The organism is Allorhizobium undicola ORS 992 = ATCC 700741 (assembly GCF_000621665.1).
Lineage (GTDB): Bacteria > Pseudomonadota > Alphaproteobacteria > Rhizobiales > Rhizobiaceae > Allorhizobium > Allorhizobium undicola.
This window is the reverse complement of record NZ_JHXQ01000001.1, coordinates 147,492-170,170: the sequence shown is the minus strand read 5'-3', so window position 1 is coordinate 170,170 and position 22,679 is coordinate 147,492. Positions and strand designations below refer to the sequence as shown.

The 22,679-nt window shown below is 57.1% G+C and carries 20 protein-coding genes and 1 tRNA gene; 11 read left to right on the top strand and 10 right to left on the bottom strand.

Annotation, left to right across the window (positions count from 1 at the left end; all coding sequences use genetic code 11):
- Positions 1-113 precede the first annotated feature (113 nt).
- Complete coding sequence (locus tag T424_RS0100810) at positions 114-2,351, bottom strand: RelA/SpoT family protein (protein WP_027486027.1); 2,238 nt, start codon at positions 2,349-2,351, stop codon at positions 114-116.
- A gap of 94 nt (positions 2,352-2,445) precedes the next feature.
- Entirely contained in the window at positions 2,446-2,841 is a 396-nt protein-coding gene (rpoZ, locus tag T424_RS0100805) for a DNA-directed RNA polymerase subunit omega (RefSeq protein WP_027486026.1), read from the bottom strand.
- A gap of 288 nt (positions 2,842-3,129) precedes the next feature.
- Between rpoZ and T424_RS0100800 the strand changes: the two genes are divergently transcribed.
- Positions 3,130-3,711 (top strand): LabA-like NYN domain-containing protein, encoded by a 582-nt coding sequence (locus tag T424_RS0100800; RefSeq protein ID WP_027486025.1) that lies wholly within the window; start codon positions 3,130-3,132, stop codon positions 3,709-3,711.
- Positions 3,712-4,169: 458 nt separating this feature from the next.
- Complete coding sequence (locus T424_RS22385) at positions 4,170-4,415, top strand: hypothetical protein (RefSeq protein WP_154664761.1); 246 nt, start codon at positions 4,170-4,172, stop codon at positions 4,413-4,415.
- A 66-nt stretch (positions 4,416-4,481) separates the two neighbouring features.
- Here the strand turns inward: T424_RS22385 and smpB are convergent, their stop codons facing one another.
- Positions 4,482-4,958, bottom strand: coding sequence for an SsrA-binding protein SmpB (gene smpB / locus T424_RS0100790; protein ID WP_027486023.1), 477 nt, complete (start codon positions 4,956-4,958; stop codon positions 4,482-4,484).
- Positions 4,959-5,184: 226 nt separating this feature from the next.
- Positions 5,185-6,069, bottom strand: coding sequence for a 4-hydroxy-tetrahydrodipicolinate synthase (dapA, locus tag T424_RS0100785; protein WP_027486022.1), 885 nt, complete (start codon positions 6,067-6,069; stop codon positions 5,185-5,187).
- Between the two features lie 346 nt (positions 6,070-6,415).
- Between dapA and T424_RS0100780 the strand changes: the two genes are divergently transcribed.
- Together T424_RS0100780 and T424_RS0100775 are read left to right on the top strand one after the other, a co-directional pair.
- The gene (locus T424_RS0100780) at positions 6,416-8,482 is read left to right on the top strand and encodes a lytic transglycosylase domain-containing protein (RefSeq protein WP_027486021.1); all 2,067 of its coding nucleotides are present in this window, start codon (positions 6,416-6,418) and stop codon (positions 8,480-8,482) included.
- A 70-nt stretch (positions 8,483-8,552) separates the two neighbouring features.
- Complete coding sequence (locus T424_RS0100775; RefSeq protein WP_027486020.1) at positions 8,553-9,419, top strand: alpha/beta fold hydrolase; 867 nt, start codon at positions 8,553-8,555, stop codon at positions 9,417-9,419.
- 228 nt (positions 9,420-9,647) lie between these two features.
- Here the strand turns inward: T424_RS0100775 and T424_RS0100770 are convergent, their stop codons facing one another.
- Together T424_RS0100770 and T424_RS0100765 are read right to left on the bottom strand one after the other, a co-directional pair.
- Positions 9,648-10,679, bottom strand: a complete 1,032-nt coding sequence (locus T424_RS0100770; protein WP_027486019.1) for a porin — start codon at positions 10,677-10,679, stop codon at positions 9,648-9,650.
- Positions 10,680-10,789: 110 nt separating this feature from the next.
- Entirely contained in the window at positions 10,790-11,827 is a 1,038-nt protein-coding gene (locus T424_RS0100765) for a porin (RefSeq protein WP_027486018.1), read from the bottom strand.
- Between the two features lie 582 nt (positions 11,828-12,409).
- Here T424_RS0100765 and T424_RS0100760 point away from each other — a divergent pair.
- A tRNA-Ser gene (locus T424_RS0100760) sits at positions 12,410-12,500 on the top strand.
- A 122-nt stretch (positions 12,501-12,622) separates the two neighbouring features.
- Here T424_RS0100760 and T424_RS0100755 read toward each other — a convergent pair.
- From T424_RS0100755 to T424_RS0100745, 3 genes are all read right to left on the bottom strand, one after another.
- Positions 12,623-14,065: a glycosyltransferase family 4 protein gene (locus T424_RS0100755; protein ID WP_027486017.1), complete on the bottom strand. Its 1,443-nt coding sequence runs from the start codon at positions 14,063-14,065 to the stop codon at positions 12,623-12,625.
- Between the two features lie 121 nt (positions 14,066-14,186).
- Positions 14,187-15,590, bottom strand: a complete 1,404-nt coding sequence (locus T424_RS0100750; protein ID WP_154664760.1) for a hypothetical protein — start codon at positions 15,588-15,590, stop codon at positions 14,187-14,189.
- 357 nt (positions 15,591-15,947) lie between these two features.
- Positions 15,948-17,165 (bottom strand): NAD(P)/FAD-dependent oxidoreductase, encoded by a 1,218-nt coding sequence (locus tag T424_RS0100745; protein WP_027486015.1) that lies wholly within the window; start codon positions 17,163-17,165, stop codon positions 15,948-15,950.
- 233 nt (positions 17,166-17,398) lie between these two features.
- Between T424_RS0100745 and T424_RS0100740 the strand changes: the two genes are divergently transcribed.
- The 3 genes from T424_RS0100740 to T424_RS0100730 all read left to right on the top strand — a co-directional run bounded on the left by T424_RS0100740 (position 17,399) and on the right by T424_RS0100730 (position 19,540).
- Positions 17,399-17,746: a hypothetical protein gene (locus tag T424_RS0100740; protein ID WP_027486014.1), complete on the top strand. Its 348-nt coding sequence runs from the start codon at positions 17,399-17,401 to the stop codon at positions 17,744-17,746.
- Positions 17,747-17,875: 129 nt separating this feature from the next.
- On the top strand, positions 17,876-18,283 hold the full coding sequence (locus T424_RS0100735) for a PilZ domain-containing protein (protein WP_027486013.1): 408 nt from the start codon (positions 17,876-17,878) through the stop codon (positions 18,281-18,283).
- Positions 18,284-18,430: 147 nt separating this feature from the next.
- Complete coding sequence (locus T424_RS0100730) at positions 18,431-19,540, top strand: pyridoxal phosphate-dependent aminotransferase (protein ID WP_027486012.1); 1,110 nt, start codon at positions 18,431-18,433, stop codon at positions 19,538-19,540.
- A gap of 47 nt (positions 19,541-19,587) precedes the next feature.
- On the opposite strand, the gene T424_RS0100725 is transcribed toward T424_RS0100730, so the two are convergent.
- Positions 19,588-19,854 (bottom strand): SEL1-like repeat protein, encoded by a 267-nt coding sequence (locus tag T424_RS0100725; RefSeq protein ID WP_027486011.1) that lies wholly within the window; start codon positions 19,852-19,854, stop codon positions 19,588-19,590.
- 620 nt (positions 19,855-20,474) lie between these two features.
- Between T424_RS0100725 and T424_RS0100720 the strand changes: the two genes are divergently transcribed.
- From T424_RS0100720 to T424_RS0100710, 3 genes are all read left to right on the top strand, one after another.
- Positions 20,475-20,813: a DUF2147 domain-containing protein gene (locus T424_RS0100720; protein WP_027486010.1), complete on the top strand. Its 339-nt coding sequence runs from the start codon at positions 20,475-20,477 to the stop codon at positions 20,811-20,813.
- A gap of 103 nt (positions 20,814-20,916) precedes the next feature.
- Entirely contained in the window at positions 20,917-21,075 is a 159-nt protein-coding gene (locus tag T424_RS22380) for a hypothetical protein (RefSeq protein WP_154664759.1), read from the top strand.
- 42 nt (positions 21,076-21,117) lie between these two features.
- The gene (locus T424_RS0100710) at positions 21,118-22,620 is read left to right on the top strand and encodes an AMP nucleosidase (protein WP_027486009.1); all 1,503 of its coding nucleotides are present in this window, start codon (positions 21,118-21,120) and stop codon (positions 22,618-22,620) included.
- Positions 22,621-22,679 lie beyond the last annotated feature (59 nt).

Sequence of the window (22,679 nt, the reverse complement as noted above, 5' to 3'; positions counted from 1 at the left end):
AAACACACCGCGTCAGCCATGCGCAAAACGCATACCACTAGAAAAACAGACGAAAATCAACGGCTCATCCGCCTGTTTTTTGACCAAATGCAAGTTCACCAATCAGAACCACGTCAGTCGTAGACGCGCTTGACGGTGGCAATGCAATCCAGCTCTTTCATCTGGGTCATCATCTGGTTGAGCTGGCGCAAATCCCAGACCTCCAGATCGAAGGCCATTTCGGTGAAGTCGGCGGCAATGCGCATCATCGTCAGCAGGCGGATATTGATATCCAGTCCGGCCACGAGCTGGGCGACCCGCGCAAGCGTGCCCGGCTCGTTTATGGCATTGACCAGCACGCGCGCCGAGAAACGCGACTTGTTGGCCTCGTCGAGGTCCCAGCGCACATCGATCCAGCGCTCCGGCTCGTCGTCGAATTTTTGCAGGGCGGAGGCCTGGATGGGGTAGATGATAATCCCCTTCCCCTCCTCCATGATGCCGACGATCCGGTCGCCCGGAACAGCGCCCGCCGGGGCAAAATGCACGGAGATATTGTCTGCCAGACCACGGATCGGCAAAGGATCGGCGCCCTTGTCATCGCCGCCGTCTTCGGCAGGTGTCTTTTTCGTTGCATTCGGCAGCTTGAACATCATGCCATTGGCCGAGCGCATGTTGAACCAGCCCTGATCCATGGCCGGCTTCACGGTGACGCGCTCATCCTGATAATCCGGAAACACGGCGCGCAACACATCCAGCGAAGACATTTCGCCGCGTCCCACCGCGGCAATCGCATCCTCGACATCGCGATGCGCAAGCCGGTGCAGAACCGGCTTCAAGGCCTCGCGCGAGAAGACCTTGCCGGCCCGTTCGAAGGTGCGCTCGAGAATACGGTAGCCCAGGCCGGAATATTGCTTGCGGATTGCCATGCGCGTCGCACGGCGAATGGCAGCGCGGGCCTTGCCCGTCACCACGATCTCTTCCCAAGCCGCTGGCGGCACCTGCACGCCGGAGCGGATGATCTCCACCTCGTCGCCGTTATTCAGGCGCGTGACCAGCGGCATGATCCGGCCGTTGATCTTCGCGCCCACGCAGGTATCGCCAATATTGGTGTGAACGGCATAGGCAAAATCGATCGGCGTCGCACCCCGCGGCAGGGCAATGAGCTTGCCCTTGGGCGTGAAGCAGAAGACCTGATCCTGAAAAAGCTCGAGCTTGGTATGCTCCAGAAACTCTTCCGGGTTGTTGGCCTCCGCCAGGGCCTCGATGGTGTGGCGCAGCCAGGAATAGGCGTTGCTTTCCCGTGGCAGCAGCTCGCCCTCGGCGCTCGTCGGCGTTTCGCCATCCTTGTACAGCGAATGCGCGGCAATACCGTATTCGGCAATTTCATGCATACGGCGCGTGCGAATTTGCAGCTCGATACGCTGGCGCGACGGACCGACAATGGTGGTATGCAGCGAACGGTAATCGTTCTGCTTGGGGGTGGAGATGTAGTCCTTGAAACGGCCCGGCACGACCCGCCAGCGCGTGTGGACAATCCCCAAAGCCCGGTAGCAGGAGGCGACGTCATCGACCAGAATGCGGAAACCATAGACATCCGACAGCTGCTCGAAAGACAGCGACTTCGACTGCATCTTGCGGAAAACCGAATAAGGCTTCTTCTGCCGGCCTTTGACCTTGGCGTTCAGCAGGCCATTTGCCACGAGCAGCTCGCGCAGTTCATCCTCGATCTTGGTAATCAGGCCTTCATTGCGGCGGGAAAGCTCTTCAAGCCGCCCTGTAACGGTCTCGTAGGCCTCGGGATTGATATAGCGGAAGGAAAGGTCCTCCAGCTCGTCGCGCATATCCTGCATACCCATGCGCCCGGCCAGCGGCGCATAGATTTCCATGGTTTCTTCGGAAATGCGGGCGCGCTTGTCATCACGCATATGTTCCAGCGTGCGCATATTGTGCAGCCGGTCGGCAAGCTTCACCAGCAACACGCGAACATCGTCGGAAATGGCCAGCAGCAGCTTGCGGAGATTTTCCGCCTGCTTGGCCTTCTTGGACACGAGGTCAAGCTTCTTGAGCTTGGTCAGCCCTTCGACGAGCCTGCCGATGTCTTCGCCGAAAAGCTCATCGATTTCCTGGCGGGTGGCCGTGGTATCCTCGATCGTATCATGCAGCAGCGCCACCGCAATGGTCGATTCATCGAGATGCATGTCGGTCAGGATGGCTGCGACTTCAAGCGGATGCGAAATGTAGGGATCGCCGCTGGCCCGCTTTTGCTGACCATGCTTCTGCATGGCGTAGACATAGGCCTTGTTGAGCAGCGCCTCGTTTGCGTCGGGTTTGTATTTTTGCACCCGCTCCACGAGTTCATATTGCCGCATCATTCCAAGGCTACTCCATAAAAGAAAAAGCGCGCCAATCCACGGTATGATTGACGCACAAAAGTCGATCGATCAAGAGCGGCGATGCCGCTCGAAATCAGTAGTCGTCGCTCTTTTCCGGCGGAACGAGGCCCTCGATACCGGCCAGAAGCTCTTCTTCCGACATCTGGTCGAAAGTCAGGGTCTCCGGCATATCGTCGTCCTCGTCGTCGCGGCCAAGGGCGGCACTTGCTGCGGGCGCAGCTTCCTGCTCAGGCTCGTCCACCTCGACATGCTTTTGCAGCGAATGGATCAGGTCTTCCTTGAGATCGTCCGGCGAAAGCGTCTCGTCGGCGATTTCGCGCAGCGCAACAACCGGGTTCTTGTCGTTGTCGCGATCCACGGTGATCTGCGAGCCCTGCGAAATCTGCCGGGCGCGGTGGCTTGCCAGGAGAACCAGCTCGAAGCGGTTGTTTACCTTGTCGATGCAATCTTCAACGGTGACGCGGGCCATAGCCTGTCCTTCTCATTCTTCAATCTCTTTGAGCTACGGCGATACTAGGAATGGACCGTAAATTCAAGCTTTTCCTTGACACCCTCAAAAGAGGGAGATGCCCCCAAATCCCAAAAAAGGTCAACCCGAAAGCCCTTCTCAACTGACGGGCGGTTGGAATAAGCACTATCCTGCTTTAAATGAATCGTATATGATTAACTCATAATACATCGATTTGATTATCGAGTCTGATGTACTGCGGATGCGGTTTTAAAAGCGTCCGGAACACTGAGTAAGGATAGTTGGAAAATGTTTGATCCAAGGGAAAAGATCGCGCTTTTCATTGATGGCGCAAATCTCTACGCAGCATCGAAAAGTCTCGGCTTCGACATTGATTATCGTAAGCTTCTCAAGGCCTTCCAGAAGAGAGGCTACCTGCTTCGGGCCTATTATTATACCGCTCTCATCGAAGATCAGGAATATTCGTCCATCCGCCCGCTGATCGACTGGCTGGACTATAACGGCTACAAGGTCATCACCAAACCAGCCAAGGAATTTACTGATTCCATGGGGCGGCGAAAAGTAAAGGGAAACATGGATATCGAGCTGGCAATCGATGCCATGGAGCAATCAGAAACTGTGGATCACCTCGTCCTCTTCTCCGGAGATGGTGATTTTACAACCCTGGTTGAAGCATTGCAGCGAAAAGGCCGCAAGGTGTCGGTTGTATCAACAATGTCAACGCAACCTCCTATGATCGCCGACGACCTGCGCCGGCAAGCAGATCACTTCATCGATCTTCTGTCTCTGAAGGCCGAAATCGGCCGGGATCCGAGCGAGCGGCCAATGCGCCCCGCAGAGCCGGCCCTTGCCACAGACCCTGCGCTGTAAGCCGCAGGTTTACTTCCCATCCTTACCTCATGAGAGAGCATGACCCGAACGGGTCTGCTCTTTTCGTCTTTATGGCCTTCGGGTGAGCCGGAAAAACGGCCATAACAATCTCTGATGGCACTCATTTCACATATTCGTTAGACGCGCGCTGGCGCCTGCGGCATTCTGAAGCAGCTTCAAGGCAAGCCAGTCAGGAGCTCATCGTCCGCCAACGCGGTTAAAGCTCCCGTCTGGACCTCGCTTCGGCCCCTGCCGCATGGGCAGATTTCGGCTTGTCAGAAAGCAGTCATCCGGGCATCCGCCTGCCTTTCAACCCCCAAACCGCCTGCGCACCACGACGGATACGTTCCGTTTACGAAAATTTACGCAGGTAATTCAACATGTTGACAATGACCCGTTTGCGAAGTGGCAATCAGGGATCGCAAACGCTTGTCCTGATCACAAGGAGACCAGATAGAATGAACATAGAAGGCGAAAAATCCCGTGGAGTTTTGCACAGGCTTCTTCTTTTATCAGCAAAGCTAATCAGCGCACCATACTGGCCGCGCTGGCGGCCCCGGCGTAACCGGCTTGAGGAGATGAACGTACACCAACTGCGTGACCTTGGCCTGCAAGCCCACGCTCCCCCTTTTGATCAGGATGAGCATCTGATGCAGGCAAAACTCAAGGCCAGCCTTTTGCTCACCGGCCTGAATGGCAAGTAATACCAAGGGTCATTTTCAATGTCCCTTGCCAGGGACTGGAGGCCAACCTGGAAACAGGAAAGAGACTCATCCCGTCTTCAGCAGGCGGCTTTTCTGGCGGTTCCAGTCCCGTTCTTTTTCCGTTTCCCGCTTGTCGTGCAGCTTTTTGCCCTTGGCCAGCGCCAGCTCCAGCTTGGCACGGCCCTTGTCGTTGAAATAGATCTTCAACGGCACCAGCGTCATGCCATCGCGGTTGATCGCAGCGCGAAGCCGGTTGATCTCCCTTTTGCTCAGCAGCAGTTTCCTGCGGCGGCGGGGCTCATGGTTGAAGCGATTGGCCTGAAGATATTCCGGAAGATGCGAATTGATGAGCCAAAGTTCATCATGCTCGTCGGAGGCGTAGGATTCGGCAATATTGGCCTTGCCCTCGCGCAACGATTTGACCTCCGTGCCTGTCAAAACCAGACCCGCCTCATAGGTATCGACGATCTCGTAATTGAAGCGTGCCTTGCGGTTTTCCGCGACAATCTTCTTTACGACACGTTGGCTGCCTTTGGGGGCCATGATCTCATTCCGTTTTTTTGCCGCAAGGCAGGCCGCGACCTGCTTGGCAGTGACCGCATAACTCCTTGAATCGGGACCGATTTATAGAAATTACGCAGCAGATTTAATGTGTTACAGCGCCCTTTGTGCATTTGATAAAACGCATGGCGCTGTAATGTGAAAAGGAGCCGAAAACTTCCTTCGGCTCAATATAAGATCTGCGCGGCCCGAAGAAAGGGGCCAATCTTCAGTTCAGCAGACCGGCATGTTTCAAGGCGGCATCGACGGCCGCTTCCGTTGCCGGTTCCAGCGTGGAAAGCAGCGGCAGGCGGCTGGTGCGGCCCATGCGCCCCAGGCGATGCAACGCATATTTGGCGCCACAGAGGCCCGGCTCCATGAAGATTGCCTTGTGCAGGGGCATCAATCTGTCCTGAAATTCCAGCGCCGTCTTGAAATCCCCGGCCAGCGTTGCGGCCTGGAACTGCGCACAGAGGCGCGGCGCGACATTGGCCGTCACGGAAATACAGCCGACACCACCATGCGCGTTGAAGCCAAGGGCGGTGGCATCCTCGCCGGAAAGCTGCACGAATTCCTTGCCGCAGCTCATGCGCTGCTCGGAAACGCGCTCTATCTTGCCGGTAGCATCCTTGACGCCGACGATGTTCTTATGCGCCTTCGCAAGCGCGCCCATGGTTTCGGGGCTCATGTCGATCACCGAGCGCGGCGGGATATTGTAAATGATGATGGGAAGCGAGACGGCCTCGGCCACGGCCGCGAAATGGGCAAAAAGCCCCTTTTGCGTCGGCTTGTTGTAATAGGGGGTCACGACGAGAATGGCGTCCGCACCGGCCTTTTCGGCGTGCTGGGCAAGATCGATAGCCTCGAGCGTATTGTTGGAGCCGGCTCCTGCGATAACGGGTACGCGCTTTTTGGCCACCTCGATGCACAATTCCACGACACGCTTGTGCTCGGCATGGGAAAGGGTGGGCGATTCACCCGTCGTGCCAACGGGCACCAGCCCCGAGCTGCCTTCCGTGATCTGCCAGTCCACATGGGCGGCAAAAGCGACTTCGTCTACAATTCCGTTATCCGTAAAAGGGGTAACAAGTGCGGGAATGGATCCCTTGAACATTATCGACTCCTGACGGCCGACCTTGATGTCGTGTCCGTATCTTCCACCATGGCTTCTGCCGAAAGTCCTGACGCGGCTTGTCAGCAGGCGCAACAGACTCCAACACCCGGAGCGGGACGGCTGTGATTCCAGTGGCGCCCGCCGCTCTACGGGGCTTGCACAATACTTCGCCGCCTTGGGCCATACAAGCGCAGTTGCGCGCCTTTTCGCCCGGTGCCCCCCCGGCAGAGGCCATCTTTCAACCGGCCTGTGTTGAAACACGCGATTGTCAACATTATCGTAAGGTTTCATTAAGCAACGATAGCCCCTAATGGAGGATATGACGTTTTCTGATCCGAGAAGCCCGATGAGACGGTCCCTGTTGCTGCGCACCGCCATATCCTTTGGTGTTCTGGCGCTGACGAACGCCCATGCCCCGCAAGCAATGGCCGAGCCACCCTTGCCAAGTGAACGCCCTCCGGCGCTGGCGCAGGCTTCTGCAACCCCTTCCTATGAGATCACCGGCGCAATACCCCGCACATCGGCTCGTCCGGCGCAAAGCTCGGCGCTCAAGGCGGGGCTGGACGCGCTTTCAGACAAGGACGGCCTGAAAGCGCTTGCCATTCGGGACGCGATGGCCAATGGCCTGGACCGGCATATGCTGACCTGGTCCATTGCCATGTCCGGATTGCCGGGCATCCCCTCCTCGGAAATTGCTCGCGCCCAGCGCGAGCTGGTTGGCTGGCCGGGCCTCACCGCCTTCCGGGCAAACTCGGAAAGGGCGTTGTTACGCGAAAACCCCGATGCCGCAACGGTAATTGCCGCGTTTGGCGGCAGCAGACCCGAAACGACCGAAGGCTCGATCATTCTCGCGCGCGCTTTCATGGCTCGCGGTGAAAGCGGCAAGGCGCTCCAGCTTCTGCGACCGCTGTGGCGCAAGGATGCCTTGGAAGTGCCGGTTGAAGACCGCATCCTCAACGAATTCGGCACACTCCTTTCACCGGCCGATCACAAGGCCCGGATGGACATGCTGATGTATCGTGGACGGGTGGCGCAGGCAAAGCGGTTTGCCCCTCTCGGGCAGGCGCAATCTCTTTATGCCGCCTGGGCTGCCGTGCTCAGCAAGTCCCCCAAAGCCGCACAACTCGTCAAGACTGTCGATGCACGCTGGGCATCGGACCCTGCCCTCCTGTTCATGAAGATCGAACAGCAGCGCCGCCTGGAAAATTACGAGGCCGCCGCCGCCCTGCTTGCGCAGGCGCCGAAGGATGCCACACAATTGGTCAATACTGCGGAGTGGTGGAACGAACGCCGCATCATCGCTCGCGGACTGGCCGATGCCGGCAAATTCAAATCCGCCTATCAGGTCGCGGCGCGGCACGTGGCGACCGATCCCGTCGATGTTGTCGATGCGGAATTCCATGCAGGTTGGTACGCCTTGCGTGGCCTCAACGATCCGCGCACCGCCAGCCAGCATTTCCGCCGCATTCTTTCAGCGTCAACCCGGCCCCTTTCCGCCTCCCGCGCCTATTATTGGCTGGGCCGCAGCGACGAGGCCATGGGCAATGTCGCGGCGGCGCGCGAAAATTTTGCAAAGGCTGCCGATTATCCCGGCACGTTTTACGGCCAGATTGCTGGCGCGCGCATGAAACGCAGCAAGCTGGACATTCGCTACCCCTCCCCCACGCAGGAGGAGCGCAACCATTTTGCCAATCGTGAAGCCGTTGAGGCCATCGACCGTTACGAGGCCGCTGGCCATGGCTGGCGGGCAGCCAGCCTTTACCGCGCTCTGGCCGAGCAACTTGACAGCCCCGCGGAACTGGCAATGCTGGCGGCAAAGGCCGAGCGAACCGGCAACCACCAGCTTTCCCTGCAAATCGGCAAGACCGCCTATGGTCGCGGCATCAATGTACCTGCATTGGCATTTCCAGTTGGCGTCATTCCGGCCAGCGCAAATATTGCGGGCTCCGGCAAGGCACTCGCTTATGCAATTGCACGTCAGGAAAGCGCCTTCAATCCGGCTGCTGTATCGGCAGCCAATGCGAAGGGCCTGCTCCAGCTGATGCCCGCAACCGCCAAGGCCGTGGCACAACGCCATGGACTGGCCTTCGCACCGGACCGTCTTACCCAGGACGCTGCTTACAACGCCACCCTCGGCGCCCATTATCTTGGCGAGCAAATCGATGCTTTCGGCGGCTCCTATATCCTCACCTTCATTGCCTATAACGCCGGACCGAAGCGTGTGCCGGAATGGATAGGCCGCTATGGCGATCCGCGCGGAATGCCGTTGGACGATGTGGTGGATTGGATCGAACGCATTCCCTTCCCGGAAACACGGGGCTATGTTCAGCGCGTCATGGAAAATTACGAAATCTACAAAACGCGCCTTGGCCAGCAGGCTGATATAGAACATGACTTGCGTTATGGACGGTGATTGACCGCAGGGAAGCCGCAGCCTCCAGCGCCATTGGCCCGTTGTGATCCTGCGAGCAAGGAGTGCCGACATGCCGGACACGAAGATTCTGGAGCAGTGGATCGAAACCGATGATGGCCTGCGGCTTTATCTACGCAGCCATGGGCGCCCGACAGAATTGCCGCCTGTTATCTGCCTTGCGGGCTTGACGCGAAATCATCGCGACTTTGAAGCCTTCGCCATTCGGCTCGCCAGCATGGAGCCAAAGCGTCAGATTATCTGCCTCGATAGCCGGGGCCGTGGTAACTCCGATCGAGACGGGAATATTGCCAATTACAATGTCTGGCGAGAAATGCTCGACGTTGTGCACATGCTCGATCAGATGCAGATCGCCAGGGCCGACTTTATCGGTTCATCTCGCGGCGGCCTCATTTTACACTTTCTGGCGCAGCATCGGCCCGATGTGATCGGCAAACTGATCTTCAACGACATTGGACCGAGGATCGAGACAGCGGGCCTGCAACAGATCAAGGCCTATCTGGAAGCGAAACCAGCGCTTCACAGTTTTGACGATTGCGCAAAATGGTTGAAAACAGTGCATGGCGCCGCCTTCCCCGCCCTTGAGGACAATGATTGGCGGGAAATGGCCCATGCCATCTATAGGCACGACGCCGGGATCTTCACACCCGATTATGATGTCGCGATCGCCAAACAGATCACGGCGATCGACTTCGACCAGCCAGTTCCCGATCTCTGGCCGCAATTCCAGGCCGTAACGCAGTTTCCCCTCCTTGTTATCCGGGGCGAGAACTCCAGCCTACTTTCCGATGAGACGGTTAGCCTCTTGCGGGAGCAGCACCCGCAATGCACCTCGCTGATTGCAGAAAATCAGGGCCACACACCGCTGCTGCATATCGATGGCGTGTTCGAAGCCACCGTCGCATTCCTTAACGTATAACTTCCCCACGCTATTTTCCGGTGCAAGGCTGAACCATTTTTAGGGGAATCCTACGTCCCTTTTTGTCGCTAAGCCCTTCCTGAGGAAAGAAAGCGCCATCCAAGTGATACCAAGAGCCATTTTCAGTAATCCTTGCTATGGGGAGGCGCGAAATCATGTCCGCTGGCAAAGCACCAAACGCAAAAAAGCCCGGCAAAGCCGGGCTTTTCCTTTAGACGCAAGCCTAAATTAGAACGAGCGCTGGAGGCGGACGAAGCCAGCCCAGTAGTTTTCAGCGTCGGTCTTGTTGTACTGAACCGAAAGCTTCGTGGTCAGGTTTTCTACGAGCTTGTAGTCAACCGTCAGACCAGCGCGCAGGGCGTCGCCGTCGGTGTAGTCACCGTTGGCGTCAACATTGGTGTTCTTCCAGTACTGAACGCCAGGCGTCAGGCTAACCTTGTCGGTGATCTTTGCCGCGTATTCAGCAGCAACAGTCCACTCAGAGAGGTCGTAGTAAGCGGATGCGCCGGTGGAGTAGATGCCAGCAACGCTCAGCGTGCCCGGACCAACGTCAGCGGAAGCGATCAGACGAACGGCAGCATCGTCAGCAGCGAAGTCGTAAGCGCCGAGCAAGGTAGCCGTTACCGGACCAAAGGAGCCGCCAACCTGAGCTTCAATACCAACGCGGTTGTTGTCGCCGTAGGGGTTGCCGCCGTTAGCTGCGGTGCGGCTGTAGAAGCCGGTCAGCTCGTCAACCATAACGCCAGCGAAGAAGGCGTCAGACTTGTAATCGTAACCGATAGCGTTCAGACGGTTGGAACCCAGGTCATCGGTCTCACCCGACAGATCCGTATCCCAGTAGTTGTACATCTGACCGGCCTTGAAGCCGCCGACGGTGATGAAAGCTTCGTCGAGCTCAACAGAGTTCGAGCTTTCGTCAGCCCAAGAGCGAACGGTGATGGTAGAACCAATCGTACCGAGTTCGGAATCGCTCTTCGTGTCGAAGGTTACGAGACCACGCGTACGAGCATTCCAGGCGCGGTCGTCGCCGTTGAAAGCGCCGTCCTGGCCGCTGGCCTGGACTTCAAAACGAACATAGCCCTTCACGCGGAGGCAGGTTTCGGTGCCGGGGATGTAGAAGTAGCCCGTGCCGAAAGCGTCGCAAACGCGAACATATTCTGCCGGTTCGGGAGCAGCTGCAACGATAGCGTCGGCAGCCTGTGCGCCAGATACTGCTGCGAGGGCAGCAGCGGAGCCGAGAAGAAGGCTCTTGATGTTCATTTGGATCTCCTTAGTTATCCAGGGCTCACACCAAAGCTTCTAAACTTCCTGTGACGTCCCTTACCAAATACCAGGTCCCGCCGGAACGACGGGACCCGATCTGTTAAATATTAGAACGAACGCTGCAAGCGAACGAAGCCAGACCAGACTTCCGAGCCGTTCTTCGTGTCGGTGTACTGAACGGACAGCTTGGAGGTCAGGTTTTCTACGAGCTTGTAGTCAACCGTCAGACCAGCGCGCCACTTTTCGCCGTTGGTGTATTCACCAGCCAGATCGACATTGGTGTTCTTCCAGTACTGGAAGCCAGGCGTCAGGCTCAGCTTGTCGGTGATCTTTGCAGCGTATTCAGCAGCAACAGCCCATTCAGCGGCGTCGTAGTAAGCGGAAGCGCCGGTGGAGTACAGGCCAGCAACGCTCAGCGTGCCCGGACCAACGTCAGCCGATACGATCAGGCGAGCGGCAGCGTCGTCAGCCTGGAAGTCATAACCAGCCAGCAAGGTAGCGGTGATCGCACCGAACGTGCCGCCAACCTGACCTTCGATACCAACGCGGTTGTTGTCGGTGTAGGGGTTGGTTGCGAGAGCGCCCGTACGGCTCTGGAAGCCGGTCAGCTCGTCAACTGCAACGCCAGCGAAGAAGGCGTCGGACTTGTAGTTATAAGCGATAGCGTTCAGACGGTTCGAACCGAGGTCGTCGGTTTCGCCGGAAAGACCGGTATCGAAGTAGTTGTAGAACTGACCGATCTGGAAGCCACCAACCTTGATGAAGGCTTCATCGAGATCAACCGTGTTGGAGCTTTCGTCAGCCCAAGAACGGATGGTGATCGTGGAACCGATCGTGCCGAGTTCGGAATCGCTCTTCGTGTCGAAGGTTACGAGGCCACGCGTACGGGCGTTCCAGTTGCGATCCTGGCCGGAAGCCAGAGCGCCGTCCTGGTCGTTATACTGAACTTCGAAACGGACATAGCCCTTAACGCGAAGGCAGGTTTCGGTGCCGGGGATATAGAAGTAGCCCGTGCCGAAAGCGTCGCAAACGCGAACATATTCTGCCGGTTCGGGAGCAGCTGCAACGATAGCGTCGGCAGCCTGAGCGCCGGATACTGCTGCGAGGGCAGCAGCGGAGCCGAGAAGAAGGCTCTTGATGTTCATAATGACCTCCAGTCAAGTTTCTTTGGTCTGCTTTATCGGCTGAAGGCAGCGTCCCCTGCCCCATCCCATTTTTATGAAGTCAAACAGCCTCTGATCGACTTCTGATGCTGAAAATACAAAAGGCTGCGGCCCATGCAATTGGCAAACGCTCGCTTGGCGCTTTTCCAGCACCCCTTCCCGTCGCAATGTTGCTTAAAGGACACAAAACCGGGGTCGCAGGTCGTTAAATTTTTACCTTTCATTAAGAAAGGCTTTCAAAAACAATAGATAAGCCATGGCACCGCGGCCCACGCCGAAACCTTTTTACGGCCAAATTCCCCGCAACATGTGCGATTCTTCCGTTAAGCGGGCTGACTCATGGCGCCTCAGGGCGGATGGCGAGCGGCTTTTCGTTAACGGGAGAAGGTAAAAACATTCTCAAGAATCACACTCGCGAGCTGTGATTCTGCGCTGTGGGCGAGTCGATTCTCTCCAGCCTTTTTCGCAGCGAGCCGCCACCGGCATTACGCTTTCATCTTTCTATTGGGAAAAATCAGAAAACCGCTTGCAATCGATGCGGCTTGGACATAATCAGACCGCACCGGAGAGGTGGCCGAGTGGTCGAAGGCGCTCCCCTGCTAAGGGAGTATACGTCAAAAGCGTATCGAGGGTTCGAATCCCTTCCTCTCCGCCATTTTCCTTCTGATTTCCTCAGATTTCGTCTGTTCACGTCTACATTAGGCATTGCGCGTCGGTGTGCCGAATTTTCTGCTCAGACGCGACCGGTCTGGGTGCTTTCCCTATAATGCAGCCGGATCATTCCAATGTTTTGGTGATGACGCTCCGCACAGCGGTTTCCAAAGCATTTTCCAAGGCTGAAGGGGCAAAATTCGCGGTTACGAAATCGCGGCCAGCCTGCCCCATGGCATTAATGCGCTCGGGATTGGCGACAAGATATTCAATCTTGCGCACCACATCCTCCACCGCGCCGGGCTCTATCAGGTAGCCGCTCTCTCCGTTTTGCAGCAGTTCCGGCACAGCCCCTCGTGCATAGGCGATGACAGGACGCCGTGCCGCGAGGCCTTCGGCAACCGTTCTGCCGAATGATTCCGAAAAATGCGAAAGCGAAAGCACGACATTCATCTGTGCAACAGCTTCCCTCGGCGTGGCCGCATAGCCTGTGAAACGCAGATTTTGAGGAAGGCCAGCCTCGATGAAGGCTTCTACATAGTCGTTCAGCGGACCTACGGCCACAAAGCAGGCCTGCGGCACGCAAACCTCGCAGAGCCTCGCGATCTCGATGAGGTCATGGATGCCCTTTTTCGGTAGATTACTGCTGATCATTCCAAAGACGATTCGCTCGCCGATTGTGTTCGGAATATCGAAGATGCTGGAATCGACGACATTCGGCGCATAAATCACATCATTACCAGCGAACATGGAGGCCGTAAGACGAGAATTGGCAATGATATGAGTTGAGCGGGCGCGCACGGCGGCGGCGATTTCCTGGGCGCTCATGCGGATTCGCGCCATAAGGTGTTCATCGTCCTCAATCAGTTCCCGCACATGGCAGAAGCTTGCCACCCCAGCTCGACGCGCAGCCACCTGAGGCTCCACCAGCATGATCGTGTTGACATAGACAATGTCGATTCCGAGCTCACGGATCAAAAGCTCGAAGGCTGCAACAACCTTTTCCATGCAGGGAACCTGACCGCGCCACATGGGATATTTCAATATACGGATTTCAGAACACAGGCTTGCGAGATGATCGATATAAGCCACATTGTTCTTCTGCGGCAGCGTGACAATGACATTTACGCCGATTGCATAAAGGGCTGCGGCCATGTCGAGAAAGCTGCGCTCGCCGCCGAAGAGCTGTTGCTGGGCATCATGGGCGCACAGCAGCACGTTGGGCGCGCCCGGCTTCAAAGGTATGCGGCCGGCAATTCTTTCCGCCGTCACAATATCTTCTTCAAGACTGATGAATCGTCCTTCTCGCTGCCCGACTGTCACATAATGCAGCAGTGGATTGATGCCCGCGAATGCCACATCGTCATTGATAAAAAGATAGTCCCTCGTCGAAAATTTCGGACTTGGATCTCTTTCCAGGAAAGCGCCCAGGCGGAGATAATGCTCGACAGGATCCATCTCCAGCATCGCAACGTCCCGGTAGGTGCGCAAATACCAGCGCTCATCGAAAAGCCCGGAACGACGGATGAGCTGAATATGCGTTTCATCTACTGAAATAATCGGGTTCATGAGGCTCCCGGATGAAATCCTATGCTTGGGATGTTGATCGCCTCGAAGCAACCCGGCAAGCCCAAGCGACCATCGATCATCCCTTACCCGTGAAAAGAGGGGCAGAAAACCGCAAAATCATTCAACCAAGCAAAGAGTTAAAATCCGCCCTGCCGGCTCGTCCTTCACGGCGACCGAAGCGAATGAAATGCTCGACGGGATCGCCCCCCGCAGCTCGCACGTCCTGATTGTTCTCCAAATACCAGGACACATCCACCAGTCCAGCCATGCGGGCCAGACGAATACCTATCCGATCGCGAAGGGGCGATGGCAGAGGCAGGCCATCGATAAAAGCAAGCGTCCCTTGCACGGCATTTTCCATCGCCGAATACATTATTGTAAACTGGTCACGAAAATGTTGATTGCTTCTGGACACGCGGATCAACTCGCTTGTCAGGCGCGCCAGTTCCTTGAAGCGATCCGTCATGTCGGTTTCGGATTGCTTCAGGGCTTGCGTCAATGCCTCGGCCGATCTTTCACTTTCGGCGACAAGCGCACGGGTTTGTGCGTGCAACTCCTTCTCGTGCTGCAACTGCATTTTGAGATCGGCGATTTCTGTTTCCAATGCCGTCAAAGCGTCTGCCTTTTCCCGCTCACGCTCTTTCAATTCACCTATCTTGCGAAGAGCCCCACTCATCTCCCTCGATTTGGCATCCAACTCCTGAAAAACGGGGCCAATTGGCTGCTCGATTTCAGCAAATGAACCATAGACGCGATCAAGCGCAAGCCTGCCCTGCTCGTCCTCTCCGTCCCTGGCCCATCGGCTTAACGTATCATAAACCTCTGTAATCCAGGGAGCCAGATATGGCGGGACAGATTTCGCGTCAGTCATATCATGATGCCGATGATCACGCGACAAAAACGCGGCAGCGTCCTTCAATGCTTGTTCAGGGCTTCGCGGCCACGCCAACCCCAGCGCTTGGCCGAAATAGTCAGGAAGACGTTCGTAATTTTGCAGAACCTCGTCATAGGACGTGAAAACGCGCGGGAGCCCGCGACTGAACCGTTCCGCATCCAGCGTGTAACGTAGCCACAGCAAAAGGCTTTTGAGGGCTCCGAAGCCATTTCGCCGGGCAAGCGAGGCCGCAACCTCCAGCGGATTGCGGAGCGTCAGCACGCAATGGGGTGCAATTGAATTGACTTCGAATGTCTGTCGCCAGAAGGGCAGAACGATACAGAGACGGGGATCCTTCAACAAAATCAGGCTCGCGTCGTCGAACTCCTGCACCAGTAGTTCTGCGGCTTCGCACATGAGGCCCGCTATGAGCGATGTATCGAAAGAGGCCGAATCCAATCGGCGCCACTCCTGCCAGTTTGCCGTGGCGAGTTTCAGAACACGATCATTTAATCGCGCGATAAGCGGCGATTCCCAGTAGCCCGTAACGTTGAATTCACTTTCAGGCATCAGCGTTCCGGGCGTCGCACAACCCAGCAGGCTCAGGAAGCGGGTTAAAGCACTGGTGCCGGAGCGATGCATACCCAGCACGAAAATTGCCTTTTTTCCCCCGAGAGAGCGTCGATCCGACAGGATTAGCCCATCATGCCCCTGCGGCCTCCCGCCGGCATCGTTAGCGTACGCCACACGCTCAACGTCATTACAAAATGTCAAACCGCCCCCCACACTCTGCGAAACAGAGATATGCGAAAATCCTTAAATTCATCACGTCTGGCCGCCGCAGTCGCCACGCCGTCTGAAGACGCCCCCACCACAACCCAAGCAAAGGAAAATCCTTTACATCCGCAACCTCAAATAAGGCGAACTAACAATTTCATGAAATATCTGGAAGCAGAAAAGGCAGCTTTTAATCAACCTAATCTGGGCTTATCCGAAGCCGAAGAAGTCTCAGCTCAACAGGCTCTTCAATTCAACAGCGGGGTCGTGGATCACCGCCTTATCGACGGTCAAGCCGCCATCGATCAGCTTTTTGCCGGTCACATAAGCCTTGGCGTCGTTGATGGCATCGACGGCAATGAGCCTGTCTGCCCGGTAATACCATATTGAAAGGCTACCCGGTCGCGCGCCCGGTCGCACCACGGTTTCGTCATAGCCGAGGTTGAGGCCGGCGATTTGCAGCTTCACATCATACTGATCCGACCAGAACCAGGGCTTCGGCACATAGGCGGCCGGCTGCCCGGCCAGCGTGGCGGCTGCGGCCTCTGCCTGATCCACGGCATTCTGCACGGATTCCAGCCGGATGAGCCCGCCCTGAAAGGGCAGAAGCGTACAATCGCCCACTGCCAATATGTCCGGATCGGATGTGCGGGTGCTGTCATCCACAATCACACCATTGCCCACGGCCAGGCCGCAATCGCGCGCCAGACGGTCATTTGCCGTCACGCCGATACCGACGATGACGAGATCGACATCAATCAGACTGCCATCGGAAAGTTCCGCGCCGACAACCTGTCCGTCCCTGCCGATCAAGCGGCGCAGACCGGTTGCTTCGCGGATCGATACGCCATGGGCAAGATGAATTTCGCGCAGGAACTGCGCCGTGGCGGGCGCGGCAACACGTGCCAGAATCCGCTCTGCCATTTCAATCAATGTCACCTCAAGGCCCATATTTCGGGCAACGGCGGCGGCCTCGAGGCCAATATAGCCACCGCCGACGATCAGAAGGCGCTGGCTGGGCTTAAGCGCAGGCGCAAGCCGGTCTGCATCGAGCTTGCTGCGCAGGCTATAAATTCCGCCAAGATCGCCACCCATGGCGGCAGGCAATGTGCGCGGGCTGGCGCCAGTGGCCAGCACCAGCTTGTCATAAGCAAGCCGCCTGCCATCCTGAAGCGTGACAAAGCGGCCCTGCCGGTCGATTTCCTCCACCCAGCTCGAAAGCAGCAATTGCACCTTCTGCTCTTCATACCAGGAGTGAGGGCGAAGCAGCAATCTGTCGAAGCTCATTTCGCCCATGAGATATTTCTTCGACAGTGGCGGCCGCTGGTAAGGCGCCTCATCCTCAAGCCCGATCATCACGATGGGCCGGTCGGCCTGCAAGGAACGCAGCTTGCTGGCCAGCGAAAAGCCCGCCTGACCGGCACCGACGATAATGACTGGATCTGCCATGAAGCCTCCACCCGACCTGCATTTTTTGCTTCAACATATTGCCGGAAGAAATCCGTCTTCCGGGTTTGCTGGACATGCACTCTTTTCCAGCGCAGCGGTAATCAGTCGGCGCGACAGCGTCAAGCTGACGGGGCCTTGCCGCCTGAAATTGCAATTTTACGCGCCGATGAAGATAAAGCATTAGGAAAACTGCGATAAATTAAGGGTATGACACGAAGAAAAGGAGGGATGTCATGTCTATGCAGCGCATTCCCGACGTAAAAAAGGATATTCCGCGCGATCAGGTCTTTCGGAAATTCACCGTGGACCGGCCGGGACGTATTGTCTTCGTTGGACACCATCTGAGTACGCGCACCACCGTGCGCTGCCTTGTCCGCACCATTTCCCTGCATGGGGCGGAGCTGGAGGTGAGCCGTTTTCTGCCGGTTCCCAAGAATTTCTTTCTGGAAATTCTGGGCATTCGCGACGAGATCGGCTGCACCCTGATGCGCCGGGAACAGGAAAAGGCGGTGATCGGCTTCAACATGCTGATCGATCCCGAATTCCTGCATCACGTCGTGAAGCTTTCCTTCGAAGTCTGAGCCCCAACCCGAGGCTGTATGGCGTTCAAAATTCGCACGATCACCTAAAATTCGAACATTCTACTTTGCTCAAACTTCAGATTTCCTTAGCAAACTGCATTTTATACCGTTCCTTTTGATGGAGAGGCCATGCAGCCCGGCACGCATTTAGGCACAGTTACCTCGGAGATGTATGAGCGGCGATGGGAACGTTACCAGGTGCGGCGTCCCGCGCGCATCATGGCGGTTCGGCCGGGCTTGAGCGGGATTACCATGCGCAGCGCCACCGTTCTGGACATTTCGCGCGGCGGTGCGGGTCTGGAAATGGATACAGGCGTTGGCCTTGCGGAACATTATTATCTGGAGATCCTCGGACTTGCCACGCGCATCGGCTGCGCGGAGGCTTATCGCAACGGCAACCGTGCCGGGGTGAAATTCATCATGCCGATTTCCGAGCAATTACTGCAAAAAATCATTCGCACCGATTTTGTCATGGGAAACCCGGCCGAAACGGCTGCGAAGACGATTCTGCCCGGCACGGGCAAGCTGCACCGCTGAAACCGGCAGGTCCTCGCGGGTTTTGCCCGTGATTGCTTGAATCACAATTCTATTGGCGGAGATCGGGCGCGGTAAAACCCTGTCTTGAGCGGCTCTGCGCATCGTTTATGCTTGGCGCATTGATTGAGAGAATCGACGCAGGTTTCCATGTCTTGTTTTTCGCGGTTCACCCCGCTTGTTGCCGCCCTGCCCGCCACTGTGCCTTTCGTGGGGCCGGAAGCCATCGAGCGGCAGACGGGAAATGCCGTCCTGGCGCGCATCGGCGCCAATGAAAGCGGCTTCGGTCCATCGCCGCTTGCCTTGCAGGCCCTCAAGGAGGCTGCCTCCGGCATCTGGAAATACAGCGATCCGGAAAACCACGATCTCAAGGCCGCTCTTGCGGCTCATCATGGCCTTGCGGCTGAAAATTTCGCCATTGGCGAGGGTATCGACGACCTTCTCGGCCTGACCGTGCGGCTGGTGGTAGAGCCCGGCTTGCCGGTTGTCACCTCGCTTGGCGGTTATCCCACCTTCAATTTTCATGTGAACGGTTTTGGCGGGCGGCTGGTGACGGTCGCTTACGACAATGATCGCGAAAACCTGCAAGGTTTGCTGGAAGCGGTGCGGCGGGAAAATGCACCGCTGGTCTATTTCGCCAATCCGGACAATCCCATGGGAAGCTGGTGGGATGCGCCGGACGTTATCGCTTTTGCGCGTGCGCTGCCATCAACCTGCATGCTGGTGCTGGACGAAGCCTATGGAGAAACGGCGCCAGCCTCTGCCATTCCCGCCATGGACGCGCTGACGGATCTGCCGAATGTGCTGCGAATGCGGACCTTCTCCAAGGCCTATGGACTGGCTGGCGCCCGCATTGGCTATGCCATCGGCACGCCCGGCACGGTGGCCGCCTTCGACAAGATCCGCAACCATTTCGGCATGGTAAGAACCTCGACGGCGGCAGCGCTCGCAGCTCTTGGCGATCAGGCCTATCTTCGCGAGGTCATTGGCAGGATTGCCGCGGCCCGCGAAAGAATTGGCAACATCGCCACGCAGAACGGGCTTTTGCCCCTGCCATCCGCCAGTAATTTCGTAACGATCGACTGCGGGCGCGATCAGACCCATGCACGGGCCATTGTCGATGGGCTGATGCAACGGGGCGTCTTCATCCGAATGCCGGGCGTGGCGCCGCTCAATCGCTGCATCCGGATCAGTGCCGGCCTGGAGCCGGATCTCGACCGGTTGGCGGAAGCGCTGCCAAAGGTGTTGCAGATGCTGTGAAGGCTAAGGATCTTCGCCTTTGAAGGCTGGGGCGCAGCCGAACCGTGTCAATGAATGGTCATCCATTCACGGGCCTCGCGCAGCGCCTCGGCAAGCTGGTCCTTGCGCATGGCGCCGGCAAGGTCGGCCCGCAATTTCGCGGATTTTTCGCAGCCCTTGATGGCGGCAATATTCAGCCACTTGTGCGCGGCCACCAGATCGCGGTCGCAGCCCTTGCCGGTGGCATACATAAGGCCAAGCATACGGAAAACATCGGTCTGGCGCTCGCCCTTCCCGGCGATAAGGCTCTCGGTCATCATGTCCAGCTGTGCCATCGATCTATCCTGTTTCAAAGTCCTGCCGGGGAGCCGCTCTTGCGGCGGCTTCCCCGCACAGACATTTTTCTCTCTGTTTTGAAATGGCAGGTTTTCCTGCTCTCTTTCGAAGCGGGCGACTGGAGGAAAGCCCTTGCTTCTTGACCTCCATAATGCCACCCGCCCGTCAAAAACCGTTTAAAACGCATGATTAACACCCTGAAAACGCGGCGAAAACCTTTTGTAAACCTGTGTTTCCAGTCCTGGCGGAAGCCCTGCTTTGCCGGGCCTGAAGATTAATTTTACCGGATGTAAACGAGATGGCGGAAAGCCTTTGTTTACCCTGAAAAGCTTTGCCCCTGCGCGATTACGGCACAGGATTGCCGAAAATTCTTACGCTTACGTGCGCGTCATTTACTTTTGCCCGCTCCTGTCACAAGATGCGGCCGCACGCTTTTCAGCGGCTTTGGCTTTGGCACACGCCGAAGCCAGCCATGCTACTGCATAATTCCTTAAATCGGAATCGATTTAAGGTGAAAATTATGCAGCAGATTTAGAGTGTTACAGCGTCCTTTGTGCGTTTGATAAAACGCACGGCGCTGTAAGGGCGCGCGCAAAAACGGGAGGAAGAGGAGAAACGCATGAAGACATTGACACTACTGGCCGCAGTCTTGGCCTCCTTGGCCACAGCCGCGATGGCGGCCGAACCGATTGAAGGAAGCTGGAAAACCGAAAGCGGCGAAACGGCTGCCATCGCACCCTGCGGCACCGCCTTTTGCATAACGCTCAAGACCGGCAAACATGCAGGCAAGACGATTGGCAAGCTTTCGGGCGCGGGCGCAAGCTACAAGGGAGAAATCACCGATCCGGCCAATGACAAGACCTATACCGGGTCCGCAGACGTTGCCGGATCGTCACTGCGACTCAAGGGCTGCGTGCTGGCGGTGCTTTGCAAGAGCCAGACCTGGACGAAGCTATAGATTCCGTTCGGATTTTATGTAAAGTTATGTGAATTCGACCATGCGTTCAGGCTGGCTTCAGCCTGAACGGCTTAAGTCTTCTTATCGAACCGGGGAGACGCCGATGGGGTCCATTGCACTGCGACTGACAGCCTTCACGCTGTTGATGATGATGTTTGCCCTGATGTTTTCAGCCGTTGTCAACGGCAGCCACGGGCACCGCAGGCTGCAAGCGGTCAATTATCAGACCGCGCCGCTGATCGCCCCTGCCAGCCCCGGTTGAAGCTGTCGTTTGCTTGTCAGAGAGACCGTTATATAAAGTCTCATGAACACACGAATCGCACCCACCACACCGCTGAATTTCGTCAGCCCCACGCCTTACGAGGCCCGCTATTTCACCGATGCCGCCGCTGCGGTGGATGCCGTAACGGAAATTTACGAGCGCAACACCCGCTTTCTGATCGGCGCCTTCACGGGCCTTGCCAAGGGCGCGCCCGTTTCAGGCCGCTACCGCGCCTTCTATCCGCAGGTCAGCATTGAAACGAACAGCTTCGGCCATCTGGACACACGCCTCTCCTATGGCCATGTCACCTCGCCGGGTGTTTATACCACCACGCTGACCCGCCCGCAGCTTTTCCGCCATTACCTGGAGGAGCAACTGGGCCTTTTGATGAAAAACCATCAGGTGCCGGTCAGGGTGTCGGAATCGGCCACGCCCATTCCCCTGCACTTTGCCTTTGGCGAGGGCGCGCATGTGGAAGCCGAAGGCACCGGCCTTGCCGACATCACCTTGCGCGATATTTTCGACACGCCGGATCTTTCGACCACGGATGACGAGATTGCCAATGGCGATTATGAGCCCGCGCCCGACCAGCCCCTGCCGCTTGCGCCTTTCACCGCCCAGCGCATCGATTATTCGCTGGCGCGCCTTTCCCATTACACGGCAACCGGGGCGGAGCATTTCCAGAACTTCGTGCTGTTCACGAACTACCAGTTCTATATCGATGAATTCTGCGCCTATGCCCGCTCGCTGATGGCCAATGGCGGCGATGAATATTATGCCTTTGTCGAGCCCGGCAATATCATCACCAAGAGTGGCGAAAGCGCTCCTTCTTCCGGCGCGCCGTTGGCAAGGCTGCCGCAAATGCCCGCCTATCACCTGAAGAAAAAGGGTCATGCCGGCATTACCATGGTCAATATCGGCGTCGGTCCCTCCAACGCCAAGACCATTACCGACCACATTGCCGTGCTGCGCCCCCATGCCTGGCTGATGCTGGGCCACTGCGCCGGGCTGCGCAACAGCCAACGGCTTGGCGATTACGTGCTGGCGCACGCCTATGTGCGCGAAGATCACGTGCTGGATGACGACTTGCCCGTCTGGGTGCCGATCCCTGCCCTGGCCGAGGTGCAGGTCGCGCTTGAGGCGGCAGTGGAAGAAGTCACCGGCTATGAAGGTTTCGAGCTGAAGCGCATCATGCGCACCGGCACGGTTGCCACCATCGATAACCGCAACTGGGAACTGCGCGACCAGCGCGGGCCGGTCAAGCGGCTGTCGCAATCACGCGCCATTGCGCTCGATATGGAATCGGCGACGATTGCCGCCAACGGTTTCCGCTTCCGTGTACCTTACGGCACGCTGCTTTGCGTATCGGACCGGCCCCTGCACGGGGAGCTGAAGCTTCCGGGCATGGCCAGCGCTTTTTACCGCACCCAGGTCAGCCAGCATTTGCAGATCGGCATTCGCGCCTTGCAGAAACTGGCCGACATGCCGCAGGAAAAGCTGCATTCGCGCAAGCTCAGAAGCTTCTTCGAGACCGCCTTCCAGTAAGGCCGTGGCCCCGCATTTCCAGACGGAAAAACGTGACTACACTTTAGAGCATTTTCAGG